General features: G+C 55.4%; 18 protein-coding genes. 11 read left to right on the forward strand and 7 right to left on the reverse strand.

All coding sequences use genetic code 11. The annotated features are described in order from the left end of the window. Positions 1 to 16: 16 nt before the first annotated feature. Positions 17 to 2014: a transketolase gene (tkt, locus tag R3F50_05915; protein MEZ5489837.1), complete on the reverse strand. Its 1998-nt coding sequence runs from the start codon at positions 2012 to 2014 to the stop codon at positions 17 to 19. A gap of 1098 nt (positions 2015 to 3112) precedes the next feature. Between tkt and R3F50_05920 the strand changes: the two genes are divergently transcribed. The 5 genes from R3F50_05920 to R3F50_05940 all read left to right on the forward strand — a co-directional run bounded on the left by R3F50_05920 (position 3113) and on the right by R3F50_05940 (position 8616). Next, positions 3113 to 4138, forward strand: coding sequence for a metalloregulator ArsR/SmtB family transcription factor (locus R3F50_05920; GenBank protein MEZ5489838.1), 1026 nt, complete (start codon positions 3113 to 3115; stop codon positions 4136 to 4138). Between the two features lie 51 nt (positions 4139 to 4189). Then, complete coding sequence (gene metK, locus R3F50_05925; GenBank protein MEZ5489839.1) at positions 4190 to 5350, forward strand: methionine adenosyltransferase; 1161 nt, start codon at positions 4190 to 4192, stop codon at positions 5348 to 5350. Between the two features lie 37 nt (positions 5351 to 5387). Then, positions 5388 to 6797, forward strand: a complete 1410-nt coding sequence (gene ahcY / locus R3F50_05930) for an adenosylhomocysteinase (GenBank protein MEZ5489840.1) — start codon at positions 5388 to 5390, stop codon at positions 6795 to 6797. A gap of 23 nt (positions 6798 to 6820) precedes the next feature. Then, a complete protein-coding gene (gene metF, locus R3F50_05935; protein ID MEZ5489841.1) occupies positions 6821 to 7687 on the forward strand; it encodes a methylenetetrahydrofolate reductase [NAD(P)H] in 867 nt (288 codons plus the stop codon). Between the two features lie 203 nt (positions 7688 to 7890). Beyond that, positions 7891 to 8616 carry a 16S rRNA (uracil(1498)-N(3))-methyltransferase gene (locus tag R3F50_05940; GenBank protein ID MEZ5489842.1) on the forward strand — a complete coding sequence of 242 codons (726 nt, stop codon included), beginning with the start codon at positions 7891 to 7893 and terminating at the stop codon, positions 8614 to 8616. Between the two features lie 87 nt (positions 8617 to 8703). Here R3F50_05940 and R3F50_05945 read toward each other — a convergent pair whose 3' ends face one another. The 3 genes from R3F50_05945 to glnK all read right to left on the reverse strand — a co-directional run bounded on the left by R3F50_05945 (position 8704) and on the right by glnK (position 11920). Beyond that, on the reverse strand, positions 8704 to 10020 hold the full coding sequence (locus R3F50_05945; GenBank protein MEZ5489843.1) for a DUF3391 domain-containing protein: 1317 nt from the start codon (positions 10018 to 10020) through the stop codon (positions 8704 to 8706). A gap of 227 nt (positions 10021 to 10247) precedes the next feature. Beyond that, positions 10248 to 11519, reverse strand: coding sequence for an ammonium transporter (locus R3F50_05950; protein MEZ5489844.1), 1272 nt, complete (start codon positions 11517 to 11519; stop codon positions 10248 to 10250). A gap of 62 nt (positions 11520 to 11581) precedes the next feature. Then, the gene (gene glnK, locus R3F50_05955; protein ID MEZ5489845.1) at positions 11582 to 11920 is read right to left on the reverse strand and encodes a P-II family nitrogen regulator; all 339 of its coding nucleotides are present in this window, start codon (positions 11918 to 11920) and stop codon (positions 11582 to 11584) included. A gap of 302 nt (positions 11921 to 12222) precedes the next feature. Between glnK and R3F50_05960 the strand changes: the two genes are divergently transcribed. Next, entirely contained in the window at positions 12223 to 12474 is a 252-nt protein-coding gene (locus R3F50_05960; protein ID MEZ5489846.1) for an accessory factor UbiK family protein, read from the forward strand. A 177-nt stretch (positions 12475 to 12651) separates the two neighbouring features. On the opposite strand, the gene R3F50_05965 is transcribed toward R3F50_05960, so the two are convergent. After that, the gene (locus tag R3F50_05965; GenBank protein ID MEZ5489847.1) at positions 12652 to 13674 is read right to left on the reverse strand and encodes a hypothetical protein; all 1023 of its coding nucleotides are present in this window, start codon (positions 13672 to 13674) and stop codon (positions 12652 to 12654) included. A gap of 264 nt (positions 13675 to 13938) precedes the next feature. Between R3F50_05965 and R3F50_05970 the strand changes: the two genes are divergently transcribed. Further along, positions 13939 to 15246 carry a hypothetical protein gene (locus R3F50_05970; protein MEZ5489848.1) on the forward strand — a complete coding sequence of 436 codons (1308 nt, stop codon included), beginning with the start codon at positions 13939 to 13941 and terminating at the stop codon, positions 15244 to 15246. A 122-nt stretch (positions 15247 to 15368) separates the two neighbouring features. Here the strand turns inward: R3F50_05970 and rlmJ are convergent, their stop codons facing one another. Next, positions 15369 to 16172, reverse strand: coding sequence for a 23S rRNA (adenine(2030)-N(6))-methyltransferase RlmJ (gene rlmJ / locus R3F50_05975; protein ID MEZ5489849.1), 804 nt, complete (start codon positions 16170 to 16172; stop codon positions 15369 to 15371). Between the two features lie 15 nt (positions 16173 to 16187). Beyond that, positions 16188 to 16541 carry a nucleotide pyrophosphohydrolase gene (locus R3F50_05980; protein ID MEZ5489850.1) on the reverse strand — a complete coding sequence of 118 codons (354 nt, stop codon included), beginning with the start codon at positions 16539 to 16541 and terminating at the stop codon, positions 16188 to 16190. 211 nt (positions 16542 to 16752) lie between these two features. Here R3F50_05980 and R3F50_05985 point away from each other — a divergent pair, with 211 nt between their 5' ends. From R3F50_05985 to R3F50_06000, 4 genes are all read left to right on the forward strand, one after another. After that, positions 16753 to 17295, forward strand: coding sequence for a hypothetical protein (locus tag R3F50_05985; GenBank protein ID MEZ5489851.1), 543 nt, complete (start codon positions 16753 to 16755; stop codon positions 17293 to 17295). Between the two features lie 197 nt (positions 17296 to 17492). Continuing rightward, positions 17493 to 17960, forward strand: a complete 468-nt coding sequence (locus R3F50_05990) for a hypothetical protein (GenBank protein ID MEZ5489852.1) — start codon at positions 17493 to 17495, stop codon at positions 17958 to 17960. Positions 17961 to 18627: 667 nt separating this feature from the next. Then, positions 18628 to 21405 carry a TonB-dependent receptor gene (locus R3F50_05995; GenBank protein ID MEZ5489853.1) on the forward strand — a complete coding sequence of 926 codons (2778 nt, stop codon included), beginning with the start codon at positions 18628 to 18630 and terminating at the stop codon, positions 21403 to 21405. A gap of 541 nt (positions 21406 to 21946) precedes the next feature. Further along, positions 21947 to 23449 carry a peptidase dimerization domain-containing protein gene (locus R3F50_06000; GenBank protein ID MEZ5489854.1) on the forward strand — a complete coding sequence of 501 codons (1503 nt, stop codon included), beginning with the start codon at positions 21947 to 21949 and terminating at the stop codon, positions 23447 to 23449.

A 23449-nucleotide genomic window follows, 5' to 3' on the forward strand; every position in this document is an offset into this window, starting at 1 on the left:
CCAGGCCTGAAGGCCCCTAAAGGGACCTTGCAACGCTGACCACATTGGCGACGGAAAAACCGAAATTTTCCATCAATTGCGGGCCCGGGGCCGACTCTCCGAAGGTGCGCATACCGACCACTGCCCCGTCCAGGCCTACCAGCTTGCGCCAGTAATCCTCAATGCCGGCTTCCACAGCCACGCGCTTGCGCAACGCGGCTGGCAGAACTCTCTCCCGGTACGACGGGTCCTGGCTCTCAAAGACGTCCACTGACGGCATCGACACCAGCCGGGCCTGCAGGCCATCGGCCTGCAGCGCCTCGGTAGCCAGACGGGCAATCTCCACTTCAGACCCCGTGGCAATAATAAGGAGTTCCGGATCGCCCTGACAGTCGAGCAGAATATAGCCCCCGCGGGCAATGTTCTGCAGCTGCTCCGGGCTGCGCTGCTGATGGAGAAGCCCCTGCCTGGAAAGCACCAGTGCAGTAGGCCCATCGGCACGAAGTACGGCCGCTTTCCACGCGACGGCGGTTTCGGCCACATCGCAGGGCCGCCACGTGGACAGGTTAGGGGTGAGTCTGAGATTCGCCAGTTGCTCTACCGGTTGGTGGGTAGGGCCGTCCTCACCCTGCCCGATGGAATCATGAGTGTAGACCAACACGCTGCGTTGCCGCATCAGGCATGCCATGCGCACAGCATTGCGAGCATATTCCATAAAAATAAGGAAAGTAGCACAGTAGGGCAGAAAGCCACCGTGCAGTGCAATGCCGTTGTTGATGGCGGTCATGCCGAATTCCCGCACGCCGTAGTAAATGTAGTTGCCGTCAGCCTGCTGGGTGATTGGTGTACTGCCATCCCACTTTGCCCCGTTGGAACCGGCCAGGTCAGCAGAACCCCCAATCAATTCCGGCAGCCAGCTGCCCAGCTGATCGAGACACTTTTTGGATGCCTCACGGGTAGCGAGTTTCTCGCCGCCTGCCTGGCAACTCTCGATGAAGGCGTCGATTCGGGCCTTGAAGTCACCCGGTAACTGACCTTTTACCCGGCGCACCAGTTCCAGCGCCAGATCCGGGCGCTCTTCTTCGTACTGCACCAGTTTCTCTTTCCAGTGCATTTCGGCCTGGTGGCCTTTCTCCCTGGAATCCCAGCTCTGCCGGATCGCGTCCGGGATCAGGAACGGTTCATACTCCCAGCCCAATGCCTGCCGCGCGGCGGCGATTTCGTCAGGCCCCAGGGGTGAACCGTGAGTTGCGGCAGTCCCCTGTTTATTCGGGGCGCCAAAGCCGATGATGGTTTTACAGCGAATCAGAGTCGGGCGCTCGCGCTCGGCCTGGGCGAGACGGATAGCATCGGCAATCTGCTGCGGGTCGTGACCGTTGATGGACAGCACATGCCAGTTATAGGCTTCGAAGCGCTTGGTCGTATCGTCGGTAAACCACTGATCAATTTCACCGTCGATGGAGATACCGTTGTCATCGTAGAACACGATGAGTTTATTGAGTTTGTGGGTCCCCGCCAGTGAACAGACTTCGTGGGAGACACCTTCCATGAGGCAACCGTCGCCGGCAAACACGTAGGTGTAATGGTCAATAACCTGGTGCCCGTCGCGATTAAACTGGGCGGCCAGAGTCTTTTCCGCCATTGCCATTCCAACCCCGTTGGCAAGCCCCTGCCCCAGCGGACCGGTAGTGGTTTCCACCCCGGGCGTCATCCCGTATTCGGGATGACCAGGGGTGCGGGAATCCAGCTGTCTGAAGTTCTGCAGCTCTTCGATGGGCAGATCGTACCCACTCAGGTGGAGCAGGGAGTACATCAGCATGGAGCCGTGCCCGTTGGACAACACGAAGCGGTCACGATTGAACCAGTGGGGATTGGCGGGATTGTGGACCAGAAAATCGTTCCACAGAACTTCGGCGATATCCGCCATGCCCATTGGTGCTCCGGGGTGACCGGAGTTGGCTTTCTGCACGGCATCCATGCTCAGTGCACGAATAGCATCTGCACGCTGTTTGCGCGTGACATCTTGAGCTGACATTCTTTTTTTCGTCCTCCGAAGTGACCCCTCTCAATAACGGCGGCTATTTTCCCGCACCTTGCGCCAATATGCCACCGGCGCGACAGCTATTTTCCAACTGCTTCTCTTTGTAGAAGCGCAACGATGGAAATGGAACAAATCGTCGGCGACTTTTCGTGATCAGGTCTTTTCTGGTTGTTGGTCTTCTGGTCGGTCTCCTTAGCAGGGTCTTTTTCGGTGTGCCGGGGTAGATGGTTTGGGAAGAGGTTGTTGAAATGGGTTCTCTTGGGGTGGATATGTGTCCCGGGGGATTACTATCGGTGGCTCCGAACGGCCTGGCCAGACAGGGCTGTCGTGCTGCTGCGGCCCGCGCCCCTCCGGGGTGCCTTCACTCTGAAAAATGCCCTGAGGGGCGGTCATTTTTCGCCGTTCAGCGCTGGTCCCTGATTGCAGCCGCACGACAGCCCTGCCTGACCATGCCTTACGCTGCAGTGAGGAGTGCAGTCAGGCGACTTCGAAAACAATGGCGGCGATTGGTGGGCGTCATCAGAGTTTCATCAGAGTTCTCTGATCTTGAAAACAGCAACAGCGATTGACGGGTACCATTGAAGTTTGAAATCAGGGAGCCTCTGACCAAGTGCCACAATGCGCTGGGCTGAAGACCCCATCGAGTGACCGAGGGAGGCAGATTGCGGACTTGTATGTTCTCGTCGTCTCCAGAGCGGGCGGCAGAATCCCGGACAGAACCCTTTCGAAGCCCGGCTACCTGAAATCACACGTGAATCGAAGGTCTCGCCGGCAGGGCAGTCCGCCGGCTGCGATCAAAGACCAGCGCTGAGTGCAGGAAAATGACCGCTTTCCAGGGCATTTTCCGGAGCGAAGGCACCCCGGAGGGGCGCGGTCTGCAGCCGGCGGACTGCCCTGCCGGCGAGACCGCTCGAAGCCCCCTGCCTGACCCAGCGCCTCAACCTAAACCAAACCCAAAGAGAAAGAGAAAGAGGCTGCCCCTGAACACAAGCAAGGCAAATCTATATCAAAATATTTTGATATAGATTTGCCTTGCCAACCCAATGCTGGTACCTTTCGCGCTACTTTTGCTGACCAGACCAGGGCTGAATCTTGTCCGTAACCGCGTTAAAAGCTGCAGATCTGCCGGAATCCGGCAATCTCGACGAGCTGACCAGGCTTTGCAAGGCGCTGGCTGACGAACTGCGGCTGGAAATACTGCGCCTGCTGAAAACCGAGTCTTTCGGCGTGCTGGAAATCTGCCGGGTATTGGACATCCGTCAGTCGGCGCTCAGCCATCATCTGAAAATCCTTGCCAAAGCCGGACTGGTCTCCACCCGGCGCGAAGGCAATTCCATTTTCTATCGGCGCCCCCTGATTCTGGACGCCGACCCGTTCGGTGACTTCAAGAATTCTGCCTTTACCAACATCGACCGACTGCCCCTGCCCCCGGAGACCCTGCAGCGGGTCGAGCTGATCCACCAGGAGCGCTCCCAGCAATCGCTGGACTTTTTCCGGCGCAACGCAGCCAAATTCCGGGAGAAGCAGGGGCTGATTGCCGAGTACCAGCAATACGCCGGCAGTCTGGAAGATCTGATTCAGGGCATCAGGTTCACCAACCCACCGGTTGTTATGGAAGTTGGGCCCGGTGCCGGCGAACTGCTGCTGCAACTGGCGAATTTTTTCGATCGCGTCATCGCCCTGGATAACTCGGCGGAAATGCTTGACCAGGCTCGCGCCACCGTCAACGCCAACCGTATCGGCAACGTCGAATTTATTCACGGCGATATCACCCAGGCACCGGATCAGGAGCTGGATTGCGACCTGATTGTGCTGAACATGGTGTTGCACCACATTCCCGCCCCGGTCGAAGTATTCAGAGAAGCGCAGCGCCTTTTGAACCCGGGAGGCGTATTACTGCTGGTGGAACTGATCAGCCATGACCAGGACTGGGTGCGCGAATCCTGCGGTGATCTGTGGCTGGGCTTCGACACGCAGGATCTCACCAATTGGGCGATACAGGCAGGGCTGGCAGAGGGTCAAAGCCTCTATCTGGGTCTGCGCAACGGATTTCAAATTCAGGTGCGATTGTTTGTCAACGAGACCAACGAAGGTCCGACAGCAGGCGCCGACCACTGATAAAAGCTGGGTTTACCAGAATTTTACGAACGATAAGCGAAGGAAACACCTATGATTGAATCTTCTCTTTTTACTTCTGAATCGGTCTCCGAAGGCCATCCTGACAAGATGGCTGACCAGATTTCCGATGCCATCCTCGACGCCCTGCTGACAATCGATCCCCGCTCCCGGGTGGCCTGCGAAACCCTGATCAAAACCGGCATGGTTGTGCTTGCCGGTGAGGTTACCACCGACGCCAACATCGATTACGAAGCACTGGTTCGCAAAACAGTCAACGAGATTGGCTACAACAACACAGAAAGCGGCTTCGACGGCGGCACCTGTGCCGTCATCAATGCTCTCGGCAAGCAGTCGGCCGATATCGCGATGGGCGTCGATGAAACCGAAGACCACGAACAGGGGGCCGGGGACCAGGGTCTGATGTTCGGCTATGCATCCAACGAGACCGACGTCCTGATGCCGGCACCCATTACCTACTCCCATCGGCTGGTCAAACGCCAGGCGGAAGTACGCAAAAATGGCACCCTGCCCTGGCTGCAACCTGACGCCAAGAGCCAGATCACTTTCCGCTACGAGGACGGCAGACCGGTGGCGATCGATGCCGTGGTGCTTTCCACACAGCATCGTGAAGAGATCAATATGAACGTTCTGCAGGAAGCCGTGATGGAGGAAATCATCAAACCCGTACTGCCCGCCGAATGGATCGATAAGAACACCAAGTACTTCATCAATCCTACCGGTCGTTTTGTAATCGGGGGCCCCTATGGAGATTGTGGATTGACCGGTCGTAAAATCATCGTCGACACCTATGGTGGCATGGCGCGACACGGTGGCGGGGCTTTCTCGGGTAAAGATCCTTCGAAAGTGGACCGTTCAGCGGCTTATGTGGCTCGCTACGTAGCCAAGAATATCGTTGCCGCCGGCATCGCGGACCGCTGCGAAATTCAGCTGTCCTACGCCATCGGGGTTGCGGAACCCACATCCATCAACGTGGAAACCTTCGGCACCGCCAGAATTTCCGAGGCCCGCATCACCGAACTGGTGAGAGAACACTTCGAGCTGCGTCCGAAGGGGTTGATCCGGATGCTCGACCTGATCAAACCCATCTACCAGCAGACTGCCGCCTACGGCCACTTCGGTCGGGAAGAAGAGAGTTTTTCCTGGGAAAAAACCGACAAGGCCGCCACATTGAAACATGCCGCAGGCGTTTAACCTGACAACCAGAACGAATTCACGGAGTAATTTACCAATGAACAGTTTATCGACCCAGCAAGCCGAAATAATCAAAGAGGATTACAAAGTTGCCGACATCAGCCTGGCTGACTACGGGCGGCGCGAGATCACCCTGGCCGAAGCGGAGATGCCGGCCCTGATGTCCTTACGCCGCAAGTATGCCGCCGACAGACCGCTGGCCGGCGCAAAGATTCTTGGTTGTATCCACATGACGGTACAGACTGCCGTATTGATCGAAACCCTGGTGGAACTGGGGGCAGAGGTCCGCTGGTCTTCGTGCAATATTTTTTCCACCCAGGACCACGCGGCGGCCTGTATCGCGGCTTCGGGTATCGCTGTTTATGCCTGGAAAGGTCAGACTGAAGAAGAAGGCGAGTGGTGTATCGAGCAGACTATCCTGAAGGATGGTCAGCCCTGGGATGCCAATATGATTCTTGACGATGGCGGCGACCTCACTGCCATGGTGCACGACAAATACCCGCAGCTGTTGGCGAATATCCACGGCATTACCGAGGAAACCACTACCGGTGTGCATCGACTGGTGGAGATGCTGGAGAAAGGCACTCTCAAAGTGCCTGCAATCAATGTCAATGATTCTGTCACCAAGTCCAAGAACGACAACAAGTACGGCTGCCGCCATAGCCTCAACGACGGCATCAAGCGTGGTACCGATATGTTGCTGTCCGGACGACACGCGCTGGTGGTGGGTTATGGCGACGTAGGCAAGGGTTCCGCCCAGAGCCTGCGCCAGGAAGGCATGATCGTGAAGATCTCCGAGATCGACCCGATCTGCGCCATGCAGGCCTGCATGGACGGCTTCGAGGTGGTGTCCCCCTTCGTGGACGGCATCAATACCGGCAGCCTGGAAGGCATCAACCAGCGTCTGCTCGGCGCCATGGATCTGATCGTCACAACCACGGGCAATGTCAATGTCTGCGACAAGTTTATGCTGCAGAGCACCAAGTCCGGCGCCGTAATCTGTAACATCGGGCACTTTGATAATGAAATCGATACCAAGTTCATGCGCGACAACTGGACCTGGGAGGAAATCAAGCCCCAGGTGCACAAGATCTATCGCCAGGACCCTGAAACCAATCCTGATGATTACCTGATTCTGCTGTCCGAAGGCCGCCTGATCAACCTGGGCAACGCCACCGGCCACCCGTCACGGATCATGGATGGCTCCTTTGCCAACCAGGTGCTGGCGCAGATTCACCTGTACGAAAAGGCCTTTGCCAGCCAGTCAGACGAATACAAACAGGCAAATCTGACGGTGGAAGTACTGCCCAAGAAGCTGGACGAAGAAGTAGCGGCCCTCATGGTGAGCGGGTTCGGCGGTGTCATTACCAGGCTTACCGACCGCCAGGCAGAATACATCAACGTGCCACTCACCGGCCCCTTTAAAACTGACAGCTACAAATACTAGTAGCAGATTCACGGACAGAGATTTTGAACGGCAACCATAAAACCGGTCCATCGGCCAACTTCAGCATCGAATTTTTCCCGCCCCGGACCAATGAGGGGCAGGAGAAACTGCTGGCCGTGCATGACAGTCTTGCGGAGCTTGGCCCCGAGTTCTTTTCTATCACTTATGGCGCCGGTGGCTCGACGCGGGAGGGCACCCGAAAGACCGTGCTGGCGCTGAAAGAGCGGGGTTCCTGTGTAGCCCCGCATCTTTCTTTTGGTGGTTCCAGCGACGAGGACATCGCGCAGCTGCTGCACACCTATAAGCAGGCCGGCATCAACCGGCTGGTCGCGCTGCGGGGAGACATTCCTTCCGGGTTCGGTTCCGCCAGTCAATACCGGTACGCCAGCGAACTGGTCAGTTTTGTGCGCCGGGAAACCGGTGATCATTTTCACATCGATGTCGCCTGCTACCCGGAAATCCATCCCGCGGCCAGGACGTATCAGAGCGACATCGATTTCTTCAAGGTCAAGGTGGATGCCGGCGCCAGCTCGGCCATCACCCAGTACTTCTATAACCCGGATGCCTATTTTTATTTCGTAGAGCAATGCACCAAAGCCGGCATTACTATTCCGATAGTGCCCGGCATTATGCCTATCACCAACTACGAAAAGCTGGCCAAGTTCAGCGCCAGTTGTGGTGCGGAAATACCCCGCTGGATCCAGCAGCGGTTGCAGGATTTCGGCGACGACACTGACAGCCTGCGCAGCTACGGACTCGACGTCGTCACGAAGCTGTGTGAAAAATTATTGGCCGGGGGGGCACCGGGGCTGCATTTTTACGCCATGAACCAGGCCGGCAGCGTCCGCAGCATATGGCGAAATCTGGATCTTTCCAGCCGGCACGCTTGAGCCTGACGGGGAATTCAATTCAGCCTATGCCGCCGTATCACCCTGTGGAACCCTGTGGTTTCCGCAAGTGCTTGGCATAGGCTTTGGACCGCCAGTCTACTGGCAGACAGTTGAAAAACGTTACATACGCGACCAATAATTATTCATCAGACTGCTCTAGTGCACGTTAACCCTATACAGCTTACGCGACAGGATTGCTGATCATGCGGCGTTCCAGGTTATTCCAGCAGCAAAAGCTGGCGCAGGGTACCACCGTAACCCTGGATCGTGAGGGAGCCCATTACCTGGGTCGGGTACTGCGCCTGAAAGCGGGTGACAAGGTAAACCTCTTCAACAGCGAAGACGGGGAATTCTCCGCTACCCTGATCCACAGTGACAGGCACCGGGTGACCGTTCAGCTGGATGACTCTGCAGTGAACCTGACTGACCCGCAACTGGCTGTCAATCTGGGCCTGGGTCTGTCCCGCGGTGAACGTTTCGACTACGCGATCCAGAAGTCTACCGAACTGGGAGTGGTCCGGATTATACCGTTAGTTACAGAAAACTGCGAGGTCCGCCTTGCTGGGGACCGTTCGGAAAAGAAACTGACGCACTGGCAACGGGTCGCCATCAGTGCCTGCGAACAATGCGGTCGTAGCGTCGTGCCAACGCTGGCTGAACCTGTTGATCTGACCCGCTGGCTGGCGGACAACCGGGGTGGCTTACTACTCGATGCCAGTGGCGACCCCGGCCTGCCGGATACGGTTCCTGCGCAACCGTTGAATCTGCTGATCGGGCCTGAAGGAGGGTTCAGCGAACAGGAAGTGAATCTGGCCCGTCAGCATGACTACCAGGTGATTAGGCTGGGCCCGAGAATCCTCCGCACCGAGACAGCCCCGGTGGTTGCCCTGTCACTGCTGCAGTATCTCTTCGGGGATCTGGGGAAATGAGAGGTTGGGGAATCTCTGCCAGGATATAGCCATGCTGCGTATCCCAGCCGAAGCAGAGACGCCCTGAGTGCTACCAATGGATTGCTATCAGAACCGCAGACCGAAGCGTTTTCCCAGGCCAATGCGTTTGCCAAACAGATCATTGGTGAAGCGTGCTGGATCTATTTCATAACTGCCGCGCTTCAGGCTACGGGTTATTGATTTCACCAGCGTCTGATCTTTGTTTGCACCCTGGTTGATCTGCTCGAAATTTTTCTTAAGCTGTTTTCGTGCCGTCGTCACCACAGTTATTTTTGGCGTTAGCCGCTCGTTCGCATTCTGCTCTGTCACAATACCGATCTCACCCGTTGCGAGCTCCACCACAGAGCCAGCGGGGAACATGCCGATCGCCTTGATGAACTCATAGACCAGTTGATCGGCAAATTTGATTTTACGCTGCTTGTAGATCCGGCTCACGGCAGTAGCTGGTGACAGATCAGCCTGGGAAGAGCGCTTGAGCAGACGTTCATAACTGTAAGCCAGGTTGGCAATCCGGGCCGGAAGGGAAATCTGTTCACCCCGCTTGCGGCGTGGAAAACCTCTGCCATCATGGCGCTCGTGATGAGCACGTACGATATTGATTATCTGTGGATCAATGTCATCCTCGTTACGCAGGATATCCACACCAATGCCCACGTGTTTCTGATAATCGACATATTCCTGGCGGGTGAATGGCCCGCTCTGACGGACAAAGTCCTCAGCGAATTTTGCCATACCGATATCCGCCAGCAGAGTCCCGATAAACAGTGCCTCTATGTCACTCTTTGGGAATCCCACATGACAGGCAAAAACTGTCGCCCAGACAGAGGCGCGTATACTGTGTTTTAAAAGACAGTTCCCTTCTTCGCTGGTATTCAGAAACCAGATAAAGCCATCCGGGTTTCGAATAACGCAGGCAATGGTTTCACGTCCCAACCGGTACAGCTCTTCGATTCCAAGAGGACGGTGCTCACGGGCATTCTCTATCGCACGGGTCAGGGCATCCTCCAATTGAGAATAGAGCCTGGCGGCATTGTCTATTTCATGCTTCACCGCCCTGGAGCGTGGATAAACCTCCGGATTCACCTTGAGTTCCTGTGACTCCGGGGCTCTTTTGCGGGCGCTGCTCAGGATGGTGAGCTTGGTCGGCTCTTTACTGCGAGGGCTTGCTCCCTTGGCAGGATCGATATACACCTTGTGGCAGAGTGCGCGCAGGGTCTGTATCTGATCGAACTTGCGCAAATGGAAACCGTTGATCGGAAATGGCGTATCCCGCCAGGGGCGATCCAGTTCGATGATGAACATACCCAGTACCAGATCACGCACATGTATCTGAATCCAGTGTTCCTGGGGTTTGGAGGCGGTAGTTTTATGACTGCTGGACATGAACGAAGCTTAAGGTTATTTACGCTCGGTGCCTGTGAGAAACGTCACAAACTGACAGAAAGCGTCAGTCCATTGCTATCGACCAGTGAGGCCCGTCACAGAAGGAAGCCCTGACTGATTCCACCAGGCAAAAAAAAGCGCCCCCTCAAGAGGGGGCGCGAGGACGTAATAAATTACGCCTGGTGGGTTTGAGACAAACCCGGGAGAGAAGAATGCGGTAACTGCTATTACTTGGCAGTTACGAATTCCGGGTAAGCTTCGATTCCGCAGTCGGAGATATCGAGACCTTCGTCTTCCTCTTCCTCGGAAACCCGCAGACCCACAACCGTCTTGAGAACCAGCCAGACGATTATGCTAGTGGCGAATACCCAGCCGAAGATGACGAGGGTGCCCACAAGCTGTCCAACAAAGGTCGCATCGGAATCCGAGAACAGGACAGCGAAGATACCGAAAAGACCAACCGTACCGTGCACGGAGATCGCACCGACCGGATCATCGATTTTCAACTTGTCCAATGCCACGATGCTGAACACTACGATCACGCCACCGATGGCGCCGATGATGGTTGCCAGCAGCGGAGAAGGATCTGCAGGCTCAGCAGTGATGGCGACCAGGCCGGCCAGTGCGCCGTTCAGACACATGGTCAGGTCAGTCTTGCCGAACATCAGGCGTGACACGATCATGGAAGCTATCAGACCACCGGCAGCAGCGGCGTTGGTGTTCAGGAACACGTTGGCGACTTCGTTGGCGACACCGATACCACCCAGCTTGAGGGTAGAACCGCCGTTGAAACCGAACCAGCCCATCCAGAGAATGAAAGTGCCGAGGGTGGCCAGTGGCATGTTGGCGCCGGGAATGGGTTTGATAGAGCCGTCTTTACCGTACTTGCCCTTACGCGGACCAAGCAGCAGAACGCCAGCCAGTGCCGCCGTTGCGCCAGCCAGGTGCACGATACCGGAACCGGCATAGTCGCTATAGCTCAGAGCACCAATAAAAGGCACATCCTTGCCACCCCAGGTCCAGCCGCCCTCAACCGGATAGATAACCCCGGTCATGACCACCGCAAAGCCCAGGAAGGCCCACAGCTTCATCCGCTCTGCCACGGCGCCGGAAACGATCGACATGGCAGTGGCAACAAATACCACCTGGAAGAAGAAGTCCGAGGCACCGGAATAGACTGAATCACCGTCGAAACCGGCTTCAGCCGAATCGGCAAGCACCTGGGCGATAGCCGCATCGTCCATCTGGGCCACTGTTGTGACGCCGGACAGGAAAATGCCGCCGTCGTACATCAGCTGATAGCCGCAAACCAGGTACATGGTACAGGCAATGGCGAACAACGCGACATTCTTGGTCAGAATCTCGGTGGTGTTCTTGGCCCGTACCAGGCCCGCCTCCAGCATGGCGAAGCCGGCGGCCATCCACATCACTAATGCGCCGCATATGAGAAAGTAAAACGTATCCATTGCATACTGCAATTCAAAAATTTGGTTTTCCACCTTTAGCCTCCAAAAACGGTCTTTTGACCAGTAACTGAGAATTTATCGTTAGAGAGGGGCGTCTATACCGCCTCTTCTCCGGTTTCGCCTGTGCGGATTCGAATGATCTGCGAAAGGTCGGAAACGAAAATCTTGCCGTCGCCGATCTTGCCGGTATTGGCCGCCTTGGTTATGGCTTCCAGAGTCTGGTCAAGCAGGGAATCACCGATAGCTACTTCGAGTTTCACTTTAGGCAGGAAATCCACGACGTACTCAGCACCCCGATAGAGTTCGGTATGGCCCTTCTGGCGACCAAACCCTTTGACCTCGGTTACGGTGATGCCCTGTACCCCGATTTCGGACAATGCCTCGCGGACATCGTCCAGCTTGAATGGCTTAATGATAGCCGTCACTAATTTCATTTTTAGCTCCTTAATAGTAGTTACCCGCTCTGCGGTTCAGAATGGATAAGTTTGTAGCGCCGTGGAAGGCAACTATGCACGGGGCGTGCCAGTTGTTTTTTATATTTTTATTTCAGTAGGTTATACGAGATTCTGTCGTGCAGCGGAGAGATTCAGAAAGCCGCGCTGGTGGTTTTGTTCCGTAACGGTGCTTCGATTCTCAGCCTGCACCATAATGAAGCACTGCTTGGGGGCGTCAGCGCAAGAACCGAATTGCTGATAGAATAATTCGCCACTGCCACATGAAAAATTCCGGATTCAAGATGGTCAATAAGCAGTTGCTGGACAATCTGAGCAAGAAAATCAATCAACTCCTGCCCAGGGCCGGAGAGTTGGGGGAAGAGGGCCGCGTTGCCGTCCGCCAGGTGCTGCAGAAAAGCTTTACCGAGCTGCACATTCTTACCCAGGCAGACTTTGATGCGAGGGATCGTGCACTGAAACGGGCCGAAGAACGGGTCAATGAACTGGAGCACCAGGTTCAGGAACTGGAGCGCCAGCTGGAAAACCTTAAATAGCGGCAGATTACAGGCCAGCGGGCAGGGTATGGTTGCGGCAGCTTCATGGAAGTTACCAGGTGAACAGGCCCGGGTCGGCAACAAAACGAGGCCACAGGTGAGCAACCCGGGACTCGTCGATCAGGTTAACCCGCCTGGGTGGGCGACAGCGTTTTGAACAACCGGGACTCCTGCAGGCTAGCGGGATTCCTCGGCCCTGGCGCCCTTCAGAATATTACCGATCGCGTAATTGCCGGCATGACAGGCGTACTCGTATATCTGCCCGCCTTCCACCCTGCCCATGGGAATAATCCCAACAATGATATCGCTGAAGGTCGACGGGTCGTCAATGGTGAACTCATAATCCATGGCGCCCGGCCCAACCGGAATAAAACGTTCCACCAGCAGGCGGTTTTCGGCGCTGCCGTAAGCCACACCACGGGTCCCGTAACTGCCGATCAGACTGGTAAAGTTGGATGTCTCCACGACCAGTGTGTTTCCCACAAAATAACCACGGGAATCCCCGGACCATAAACGAATCTTTTCATCCACATTCGTGCGCTTGTTCAGGGGAATGATCCGCGCATCCCAGCCCATTTCAGACAGGATAACCACGTGGTCAGCATTCTGGATGATCTGGATATTATTGTTGTAGGGCCCGCTTAGCAGTGGCGGCCCCGAATTGAAAACCAGGCAGCGTTCTGACAGACCCCGGTCTTCCGGCCCGGTTCTATCGATACCGCCGTGGGTATACCTGACCGGGCGTTCTCCCGGTATTTCACGGACTCCGTTGGGGTCGCTGCGCTGAATCACCACGCCATCCCGCACGGGCGGAAGTCGCCCGTTCGCGGGGTATACGAGTACCGATGTGCGCTGATTCTGACGCAACGACGACTGCTCCATCCAGAAACTGTTCACTGCCCCGGTTGACGTTGCATTTTCGGTTTCCAGGATAAGCTGTGCCACATTATTCTCACGCCGGGCCGCCGCGACTGCCGACTCAGCCCGGCGTGCCTCCTGGGCGGCAATTTCCTCGTCGGTAAAAAATTCCCTGTCGCCGAACTGTTCGGGCCGCTCGAAGGGCGCGCGGGTGCTGAAATTCCAGACTCCGGAAAGATCCGGCAGACCATGCTCGGTTCTGGGCGGCCCAAGGGTCTGGGCTGACCCCAGCGAGTGGGGGAGGGACAGTATCAGTAAGAAAAAGAGTCGCGGGAAGCTCATGGGCAATGAGTCTAACGTAAATCGGCGACCGGCACAGCCCTGTGTTGAGGGGTTTTCACAGGAATTCAGCCGGGCGGGACTGCGATCAGTCGCTTATTGCTGAAAAAACCTGAGCTGTATTCCGGCGGCAGGGTTAGGTTTCCATCTGTGGCATAATTTCACCCTGACAACAGGTAGTGATCTGCCAGGTGCAACGCAGCCCTGGCTACTGCTTTACGCTTTCCACCCTGACCTGGAACTGAAACCAGATGATCGGAAGTTGCCATGACTGAGCCAGGTGGTCAAACGCCGGCAGACAGGGCCGAGCTGTTGCTATCCACCTATGCTCCCTATTGCTATGGTGCCGTCTGCCTGCTCTGGCTGCTGGCGATCAGCAATCTTATGATCGCGGATGTCTGGGATGAATCCAACGCACTCCTGCTGTTGGCGTCTGAGCCGGTCAAAAGCGCCAGCGCCATCGAGGCCACGCTGATGATCTGGCTGCAGAAGCTGCCACTGGACATGTACAGGCCGCTGCCCAACACCCTGATTCTGGTGCTGGGGAAACTGTTCGACGGCAACTTCGTTCTGCTGCGGCTGACAAATGCGGCACTGGTGGCCGGCGGAATCGGATTACTGACTTCCTCTCTGGCCGCCCTGAATGCAAACAGGCCACGACAGTTTCTTTTTTTCGTGGTGGCACTGTTCTCCTCCTCGGCGCTGATCACTTCCACCTGGTTTTCCAATCTCTACGATGCCGCGTGTCTGTTTTTCATCGCACTTTCTGTGTGGGCTTATTGTCGAAGGCATCCGGTGCTTTTTTGCGCAGCCATGGTATTGGCCATTTTCAGTAAAGAAAGTTATCTACTGGTTGTTCCATTTCTGATTCTGCTGTTTCTTAAGGACGACTATCGGGACAGAAGGCTTATCCTGGTTTTCACCCTGCTGTTTGTCTCTTTTTCAATCTGCTACTGGCTGCTGCGCCAGAACGCCGTTTCCCTGGGTTCCGAACAGGACATCCATAGCTTCGATTTTGCCAGCCTGACCGCGTCGACCCTGAGCCTGTTGGCCGGCTTCGTGTTCCAGTTCAACAAGTTTTCACTTTACGGCCCGGTTTTCTGGTTGGGGCTCGCCGTGCTGGCAGTTTCCCTTGCCGCCGTCAAGGATCGCCTCTCGGTACTGGCAGTGCTTGCGATGCTGGCCATGAGTGCGGTCGTTTACTGGGGCATGTTTGGATTCCAGGATGGCCGCGTCCACAGCTACCTCAACTTTGTCGGTCGCCTCTACCTGCTGCCTTACAGCCTCTTTCTGCTGCTAGTCTGCAAAGAAGCGAGTTGGCGAGTGGTACTGCTGGTAGCCTGTGTCGGCGCGTGGGGATTCGTTGCAACCTACCGCGACTATGCCGTATTTCAACACACTTATCGGGAGATCTATGAACTGGCCCGGGAGGCGGACGACAGGCTGATTGTTCACTACCCGGAAAAGCAGCTGGACGATGCCGAACGGAATCTGACCATCGGCGACTTCCCCGCTGCTGAACTTCATATCGATACCAGGCAGGGCGGGCTTACCCGCCACAACCAGTCTCGGTAGTTAGTACTTTAGGAACCTCTGGTTATTTACCACAATACTTTGGCCTCCGGGGCGGGCCCTGCGGATTCCGCTGCAGACTCTGGCCATGTCAGGCCTGCCTGGGCGTCTGCAGGCGGCACACCTCACTGGACATCGAATCGGCCACCCAGCTGTTGTGATACCTGGCCCAGAATTTCCCGCAGTTGCCGGGCAAGCAACCAGGGGGGGTTGATGATAAACATGCCGGTGGCATTCATGCCCCCAGCCCTGGGATTTCTGTCCACGGACAATTCAACACGCAGGGACTTTTCGCCGCCGAGATTCGCAAGTTGATTCAACATGGACTCCGGGTCGTGTGTAGCCACCAGGGGGTACCAGATTCCATAGACGGCATGGGGCATGCGCCGCAGGCCTTCAGCCACCCCGGTCACCACCCGCTGATAGTCGGAGTCCAGCTCGTAGGACGGGTCGATCAGAATCAGCGCGCGGGCATTCTGAACCGGCAGCTGCGACTTCAACGCCCCGAACCCGTCTTCTTTCAGAGCGCGAACGCGCCGATCCCTGGCGAACAGGCCAGCCAGCTTTGGAAACTCTGTCGAGTGCATTTCATACAGTCGCAGTTCATCCTGTCTGCGCAATAACCTGGCGGCGATCAAGGGTGAACCGGGATACTGGTTGCAAGCAAGAAACGGACCCAGCAGCCTGCAGAACGCTTCCGCCTCCTGTGGCAGGGCGGCCAGATCAAGTGCCCCGACGCCGTCTCTGAATTCCCCGGTCTTACGACTCATCGCATTGTCCAGGTCATAGAGCCCCGCGCCGGCATGTGTGTCGATGTAACGGATCGGTGCCGGCTTGGTTTTCAGATACTCGATGATCTGAACCAGAACCAGGTGCTTTAACAGATCGGCAAAATTCCCGGCATGAAAGCCGTGGCGATAACTAAGCATGGGCGCCAGGGATCCCTAGTACTCGGTGTATTTGCGTGCGCTGCCGCGCACCTGGTCGGCGGGGTACTTTTCTCCATTACGGATCAGTTTGGCCTGCGCCGCCTGCAGCAGATCTATACCCAGCCGGTCAGACAGCTGAAGGCTATAGAGGAGAATATCAGCAAGTTCCTCGGCCACCCGGGCCCGGGTCTGTTCATCCGCCTCGCGGGTCTGCTGTTCAGTCTGCCACTGAAATATCTCCAGCAATTCGGCCGCTTCCACTGCCAGCGCCATGGACAGGTTCTTGGGGGAGTGGAACTGCTCCCAGTCCCTTGCCCTGGCGAAATCCGCGAGCTGCTGCCGTAATTCCTGTAATTCGCTATGTGCCATAAAATCAGATCGGAGCCGCCGGTTAGAGTGGGCAAAAGGTATCCCCGTTGTGAGGCAATGTCCAGCGCACGAAGTTGCCCTGGGAGTCGGGGCCCCGGACGATTGCCGCCTCCGGTGAGACTCCCGGCTTAACTGCCCGGTACCCTTTGACCAGGCAGATATTATTGCGCTGCCAGGCGGCAGCGGACCCGTACTGTCAGGTGACGGGTCCGTGCTGGCATTGATAGGGCCCGCCACCTTCACCAATGTACCGGGCGGCACCTGTCCTCAGTTACTGGTGGCCGATCTGACAACAGGCAATATCTCGGTCGCTTCACTGACTCCTGCCAGAGAGCCGGCACGGTACCTGCCGGAAGCGCTGGCCCTGTCTGCCAATGGCCGCTTTCTGGCCTTCGTGAGCGAGCAAACTGAACTGGTTGAGTCCGACACTATCGGTGTGGCCGATGTGTTCGACAAGGATCTGTTCACAGGCCTGTTGTCCCGCATTCCTGTGCCAGGGGCGGACCAGGCGGGCACCGTGCCGGGCAATTCCCCCCAGCTGTCCTTCGATGGAGAAATGCTGATTTACCAGTACGGTTCGGTGGAAACCGTCCTGGCCCTGCTCGTGGATGACCATGTTCACACACTGCAGGGCGGCCCGGCGACGATGTTTTTGTCACCATTACCAGTGAGATCATCCAGGAAAGCTGGAATGATGGGTATGATATTGTCGCCATTCTTTTTGCCAACTCCTATACGTTACCGGCTAACGTAGAAGCACTGGCCCACGTCGGCTATAACAATTTCACCGGCATCGGCAATTCTCTGGACAACCGCTTTCTTGGTCAGGACGGCGATGACACCTGGTTCAGGGGTAACGGACTTGACATTCTGACCTTCGAAGCCCTCTACGAAGAGGTTGCAATTACCAGAGACGGTGATACCTGGTCTCTGGCACACGCGGCGGCGGAAATGGATACCATCACAGATGTGGAACAGATCGAGTTTGATGGTGTCGCGCTCGTACTGCCTTTTGATACCAGTGCCAGGTTGGCCTTTTTTCTGCTGTATATCGCGCTGAATGAACAGCCGGGTCCGGCTTCAGTGGCTATCTGGATGGCGGACTTTGATCAGGGAATGAGCACAGTGCAGGTGGCTCAGCTTGCTTTGGACTATTATGCATCCAGCGGTGTTCCCGACAGCGCACTGGTCAGTGTGTTGTGGATGAACCTTGTCGGCACATCGATTGCGCAGCCCGATCTGGATAATCTCGTCAACCAGTTGCAAACAGGCGGTTTCACCCAGGCAGAACTTTTCGCCGCTGCGGCGGAACATCCTCTCAACCAGGAGCACATCGGGCCACTTATCGCGGTGGGTATTTTATATCAGGCGGTATATTTTGACTGGAACAGTGATTCCTGGGAATCATTTGGAGTGTGATATCGATCGATGCAAAGTCTGCGTCCTATTAGATGGACCAGCGCCTGGAGTCAGGCCTATGCGCTGGGAGCTGGAACCTGACGATTGACAATGGACAGCCTGATCTGAAGTTCCCTGGCAGACCCCCGCCCGCATTACCCAAATAGCCCTACGTTTAACGGGGTTAAAATCCGCGCTTGCTGAAGAATTACTCCTCCAAGCCAGCATTATCTAACCATAAGGTATACATTGAATGCTTCATCTTGGGTCATTTTTTCCCGCTATATCTCCCAAATTCCGCATCAATAGGATGCGACCTTTGACCTTTTATGTAGCGCTTTCACCCAGACCAGATACTGTGCAAAGAGGTCAAGAAACATCTTCAGACTGAATCAGACCAGGTCAGTGCCAGCCTGAGCGCCTTTCTGCTATCCAATGAGTGTTGATTTTTCCCCCGAAGAATAAACCGCAATACGACGGAAATTCCAGCTGTATACAAGGCTTCGTCTACTCATTGGCGGATGAAGGGATGTCGGTTGCTACCGTAGTGAAAATCGCAACATCCCGGATCAGCCAAATCATCCAATAGTCTGCAAAGGCTCTATTGGCATGAAAAATGCTCCTGACACCTCTGAATTATTTTAAGAGGTCCGTTCTGGGCTACTGGTAATAAATGGGGCACTTTGTCATGTATGAATTAAAGAATCGCTGTTTACGAAACTGCGCAGCCTTAACAGGCTTCGCCAGTTCGTTATTATTCACCGGCATAGCGCAGGCGCAGCTACCGCCTCAGGGTGAGAATATAGAATCAATAGTCATTACGGGGTCACGTATCGCACGCGATGGTTATAACGCACCCACTCCTGTCTCGGTATTGTCCACAGAGGATATTGACGCGGAGGCACCTGCCAGTATCGCTGAATTCGCCATGACATTGCCTTCGATTCAGGGCAGTACAACAGCAACGACCAATTCCGGGTCTTTGAGCAATGGTCAATCGGGCATCGCCGCGCTGAATCTGCGCGCCCTGGGCACAGGCCGGACTCTGGTATTGTTCGACGGCCAGCGGTCCGTTGCGTCGTCTTCAGTGGGGCAGGTTGATACCAATACCTTTCCACAGTCATTGATCGAGCGTGTTGAAGTGGTATCAGGCGGGGCATCTTCTGCCTATGGTTCTGATGCGATAGCCGGGGTTGTCAACTTTATCCTGGATAAAGACTTCACAGGCGTCACAACAGCGATTGAATACGGCGAAGTATCCGAGTACGGTGCAGGCAACGAGCGCCTGGAATTTACTGCAGGCAGCGACTTTGCCGATGGCAAAGGGCACCTCTTGTTCAGTACCGAGTATTTTGATCAGCAGGGTATTCGCGATACAGACGCTGACTGGCAGAAGGTGGGTCACGTAGGCATCGTCAACCCGGATAAGAGTCCGGGGGCACCTTATTTTTATGTGGGTGAGAACATCGGCATCAGCGGTTACACCCCTGGCGGCTTGATCGTTGATACGGCACTGAAAGGAACCTATTTCGGCGAGGGTGGCCAAATAGGTCAACTCCAATACGGTGAAGTCTCCAACCTGTGGATGATTGGTGGTGACTGGCGTTACGCACAATCCTCTATCCTGGGCACAAACTCTCTGCAAGCCGACTCTACCCGGAAGAGTGTGTTCGGGCGAGCCAGCTGGGAACTGACACCCGATATAGAAATATTCGCCCAGGGTTCGTGGGCCGGCTATGAAGGGGACAGTGATTACATACGCCCCACAGACCGAAACCGGCGCATTCAGATTGATAACGCCTTCCTGCCGCAGGCTATTCGTGATCAGATGATAGCGGAAGGTATTACCAGCTTTCGCCTGAGCAGCGCACGGCAGGATATTCCATTGTCTGGCGCCAACAACAGGCGTGCGACGAGTCGCTTCGTTGTTGGTGCGGACGGCTCCTTCGACATGGCCGGTAAGAATTTCCAATGGAATACCTACTACCAGACCGGCCTTACGGATACCGATGAGCACCAGAATCCCACCTGGAATTTCGCAAATCTGGCTGCCGCCTCCGATGCTGTCTTCAACGACGACGGCGAGATCGTCTGCCGATCTGATGTCGCCGGCTGTGTCCCTCTGAATTCATTCGGTGTTGGCGTCGCCAGCCCGGAAGCGCTGGAATTTGTACTGGGACGACCGCGACGTGAGCAGGAGTTCACGCAGGATGTCGTTGCATTCAACATTACCAGCACCGACTTCGAGGGCTGGGCTGGAAACATCGGCCTGGCCGCTGGCTTCGAATGGCGAAGGGACGAGGTGGATGGTTTTGTAGATCCGAAGTATGCCAGTGGCTGGAAATACGGCAACTACAAGGTTACTACGGGTCAGCAGACTGTCAGAGAGGCCTACGTAGAAGCTGTTGTGCCGTTACTGGCAAGCCTGGAATTCAGCGGTGCGGCCCGTCGCACCGACTACAGTAACTCCGGCGGCGTGAACACCTGGAAGGCAGGCCTGAACTATTCACCCATCGACGACATCACCTTCCGATTAACGCAATCACGGGATATTCGTGCGCCCAACCTGAGCGAGTTGTTTGATGCGGGCACGGCACGCAGCAACTCGGTTGATATCGGCGGTGCCTCGGTGCCCTTCATTCAGAACCTGCAGGGCACGCCAAGCGTAGGCCCTGAAGAGGCAGATGCGTTCGGATTCGGCGTTGTCTTGCAACCAAGCTTCCTGCCGGGATTTGCGACATCCATTGATTACTATGACATTGAAGTAGATGGTGTAATCGGTTTCCTTAGCGCGGAACAGGTAGCCAATGCCTGTTTCCTTTTCAACCAGCAGAACTATTGTGATCAACTACGCTACGACTCTGCGGGCGTCCTACAGTTCATCGATCTGAAATACGAGAATCTGACGTCCCTGGTGTCAGAGGGTGTGGATATCGAGGCCAGTTACGCAATGGACCTGGGCCCCGGTGAAATGAGCCTGCGCTTCATGACTACACATTACATGAGCAATGCCACTGACGACGGTGTAACCGTGAGGGAACGGGCCGGCGAGAACACTGGAAGCACGCCTGACTGGGTTTATAGAGGTACTGCCCGCTACAGCGTGAACAACTTGTCCTTCGTTTTAACCGCCCGTGGGCATAGTGATGGCGTCATAGACAATCGCTGGATCGAATGCACTTCTGCCTGCCCAGTTTCAACCAATACGGACAACCGGACCATCAATGACAACAGTATTGATGGCCAGTGGTTCTTTGACGGCTACGCCTCATATGGTTTCGAAATGGCCGGCGGACAGGGTGAGTTCTTTGTTTCGGTTAAGAATCTGTTCGATACTGATCCCGAACTCGTTGCTTATCCGCTTAATCAAGGTTCAGAGAACCGGGCAGGTTATCAACCGGCTAACCGTCTCCTCAGCGATGTACTGGGCAGGAACTTTCGTATAGGAATGCGCTACGAGTTCTAGAATTGGTTAAGAGAACCACGGGAAAGAACCCGTGATACCCGGCGAGTTAGGTGCAGCAGAAATCTGCTGCACTTAACTCTTCATCAACGGCCTCAAAAAGCTATTGATGACTTCCTTAGCAACCCAACCCAATCTAAGGAGCCTCTGATTACTTACCACAATGCTCTGCGGGAGTCTGTCGGGCGCTACTGCCAAGCGTCGTGCGCAGGGAATCGTTACTCCCCTGCCAAAGGCGATAGCGACACGGTGGCGCCCGACAGGCTCCGCCAGGAGGAGCCTTCAGGAAAACCCGCTGGCTTCTTTGCACCGCCTTGACAGGCCGGCGCAATGGGCCTTGCCAGCGGACTCATCTGACGGCCAGAGCAGTATGGTAAGCAATCAGCGGCTCCCTAAATTGATATTTATCAGGAGCAACTACTCAATGTTCTATAGACCTTTCAAGAGGCCATTTTCAAGCGTACTGGCGTCAGCTTCTGCGCTTTTTTTGACTGCACTTTTTTATGTTCAGACCGAGGCTGCGGATTATACGCCAGAACAGCGCATGTCGATAAAGCAAGAGTTGATGTCTGCAATCGATGACCAGGCGAAACTCGCTCAGGTCATGAATGACATGATATTCAGCTTTGGCGAACTTGGCTTCCAGGAGTTTGAAACATCAAATTACCTGACTGGCATACTATCCGAAAACGGCTTTGAAGTTGCGCAGGGCATTTCTGGCATACCAACCGCCTGGATGGCGAGCTGGGGACAAGGGGAGCCCGTAATTGCGTTAGGGTCTGATATTGACGGCATTCCCAAGTCTTCTCAGAAACCCGGTGTAGCCTACCAGGACCCTATTATCCCGGGAGCACCAGGTCATGGAGAAGGGCATAACTCCGGGCAGGTGGTAAATATTCTTGCCGCCTTGACCGTCAAACGGTTTCTCGAAGAAAACGGATTACCTGGCACTATTAAAATCTGGCCCGGGGTTGCAGAAGAACAGCTTGGCACCAAGGCCTACTACGTGCGCGACGGTTACTTTGATGATGTCGATGCCGTACTCTTCTCACATGTTTCCAATCAATTGGGCACGCGATGGGGAGGTGGCCGGGGTAACGGCCTGGTTTCAGTTCAATACGACTTTCATGGCGAAACCGCACACAGCGCAGGTGCTCCCTGGCGGGGTCGCAGCGCCGCTGACGCAGTCACGTTAATGGACATCGGCATGAATTTCCGCCGCGAACATTTGCGTTTATCTCAGCGGACTCACTCCGTGGTAGTCGACGGTGGGGACCAGCCAAATGTTGTCCCGTCACTGGCCAGTATCTGGTACTACTTCAGGGAAACTGATTACGATCACATCAAGGAGTTATGGGATATTGGCAACGATATGGCACAAGGCGCCGCATTGATGACCAATACGACCTGGGACTCTACTGTACTTGGCACCGCCTGGCCGGGACACTTCAATAAGTCTATCGCCGAACGGGCAACGGAACACGCTGATATGGTAGGAATGCCGGAATGGTCTGACGAGGACATCAAGCTTGCCAAAGCCGTGCAGGCGGAAATCGGTGTACCCCAAGAAGGCCTGGTGACCGAAGTTCAGGAATTAACAGATCCGCCTGACCCGGCGAGAAATACCGGGGGCGGCTCCGACGACATTGGTGATATATCCTGGCAGGTGCCGACAATCGTACAGGGCTATCCAGCGAACATTCCGAATCTGCCCGGCCACAACTGGGTAAATGCTATTGCTATGGCCACTCCAATTGCCCACAAAGGCATCGTGGCCGGTGCAAAAGTACAAGCGCTGACGCTTTTTGATTTGCTGACTGACGAAGCCCTGTTAGAAGATGCACAGACTTACTTTCAGGAAGTGCAAACCAGGGATACTTCCTATATTCCCCTGCTACGTCCCGAGGATGAACCGGCTACTCACTTGAATACTGAAATCATGGAAGCTTTCAGACCAATGATGCGGGAGTATTACTATATTCCGGAGCAGTTCAACACCTACCTCGACCAGCTGGGTATCACCTATCCAACTGTTCGTGAACAGTAG

It is taken from the genome of Gammaproteobacteria bacterium (assembly GCA_041395725.1).
In the GTDB taxonomy this organism is placed as follows: Bacteria; Pseudomonadota; Gammaproteobacteria; order Pseudomonadales; family Pseudohongiellaceae; genus NORP240.

What these genes read in the sequence shown, in the direction of transcription:
- metK (MEZ5489839.1), top strand. Translation starts at nt 4,190, where the DNA reads ATGATTGAATCTTCTCTTTTTACTTCTGAATCGGTCTCCGAAGGCCAT.
- ahcY (MEZ5489840.1), top strand. Translation starts at nt 5,388, where the DNA reads ATGAACAGTTTATCGACCCAGCAAGCCGAAATAATCAAAGAGGATTAC.
- R3F50_05960 (MEZ5489846.1), top strand. Translation starts at nt 12,223, where the DNA reads ATGGTCAATAAGCAGTTGCTGGACAATCTGAGCAAGAAAATCAATCAA.
- glnK (MEZ5489845.1), bottom strand. Translation starts at nt 11,920, where the DNA reads ATGAAATTAGTGACGGCTATCATTAAGCCATTCAAGCTGGACGATGTC.
- rlmJ (MEZ5489849.1), bottom strand. Translation starts at nt 16,172, where the DNA reads ATGCTTAGTTATCGCCACGGCTTTCATGCCGGGAATTTTGCCGATCTG.
- R3F50_05940 (MEZ5489842.1), top strand. Translation starts at nt 7,891, where the DNA reads ATGCGGCGTTCCAGGTTATTCCAGCAGCAAAAGCTGGCGCAGGGTACC.
- R3F50_05965 (MEZ5489847.1), bottom strand. Translation starts at nt 13,674, where the DNA reads ATGAGCTTCCCGCGACTCTTTTTCTTACTGATACTGTCCCTCCCCCAC.
- R3F50_05990 (MEZ5489852.1), top strand. Translation starts at nt 17,493, where the DNA reads ATGGATACCATCACAGATGTGGAACAGATCGAGTTTGATGGTGTCGCG.
- R3F50_06000 (MEZ5489854.1), top strand. Translation starts at nt 21,947, where the DNA reads ATGTCGATAAAGCAAGAGTTGATGTCTGCAATCGATGACCAGGCGAAA.
- R3F50_05945 (MEZ5489843.1), bottom strand. Translation starts at nt 10,020, where the DNA reads ATGTCCAGCAGTCATAAAACTACCGCCTCCAAACCCCAGGAACACTGG.
- R3F50_05995 (MEZ5489853.1), top strand. Translation starts at nt 18,628, where the DNA reads ATGTATGAATTAAAGAATCGCTGTTTACGAAACTGCGCAGCCTTAACA.
- tkt (MEZ5489837.1), bottom strand. Translation starts at nt 2,014, where the DNA reads ATGTCAGCTCAAGATGTCACGCGCAAACAGCGTGCAGATGCTATTCGT.
- R3F50_05980 (MEZ5489850.1), bottom strand. Translation starts at nt 16,541, where the DNA reads ATGGCACATAGCGAATTACAGGAATTACGGCAGCAGCTCGCGGATTTC.
- R3F50_05970 (MEZ5489848.1), top strand. Translation starts at nt 13,939, where the DNA reads ATGACTGAGCCAGGTGGTCAAACGCCGGCAGACAGGGCCGAGCTGTTG.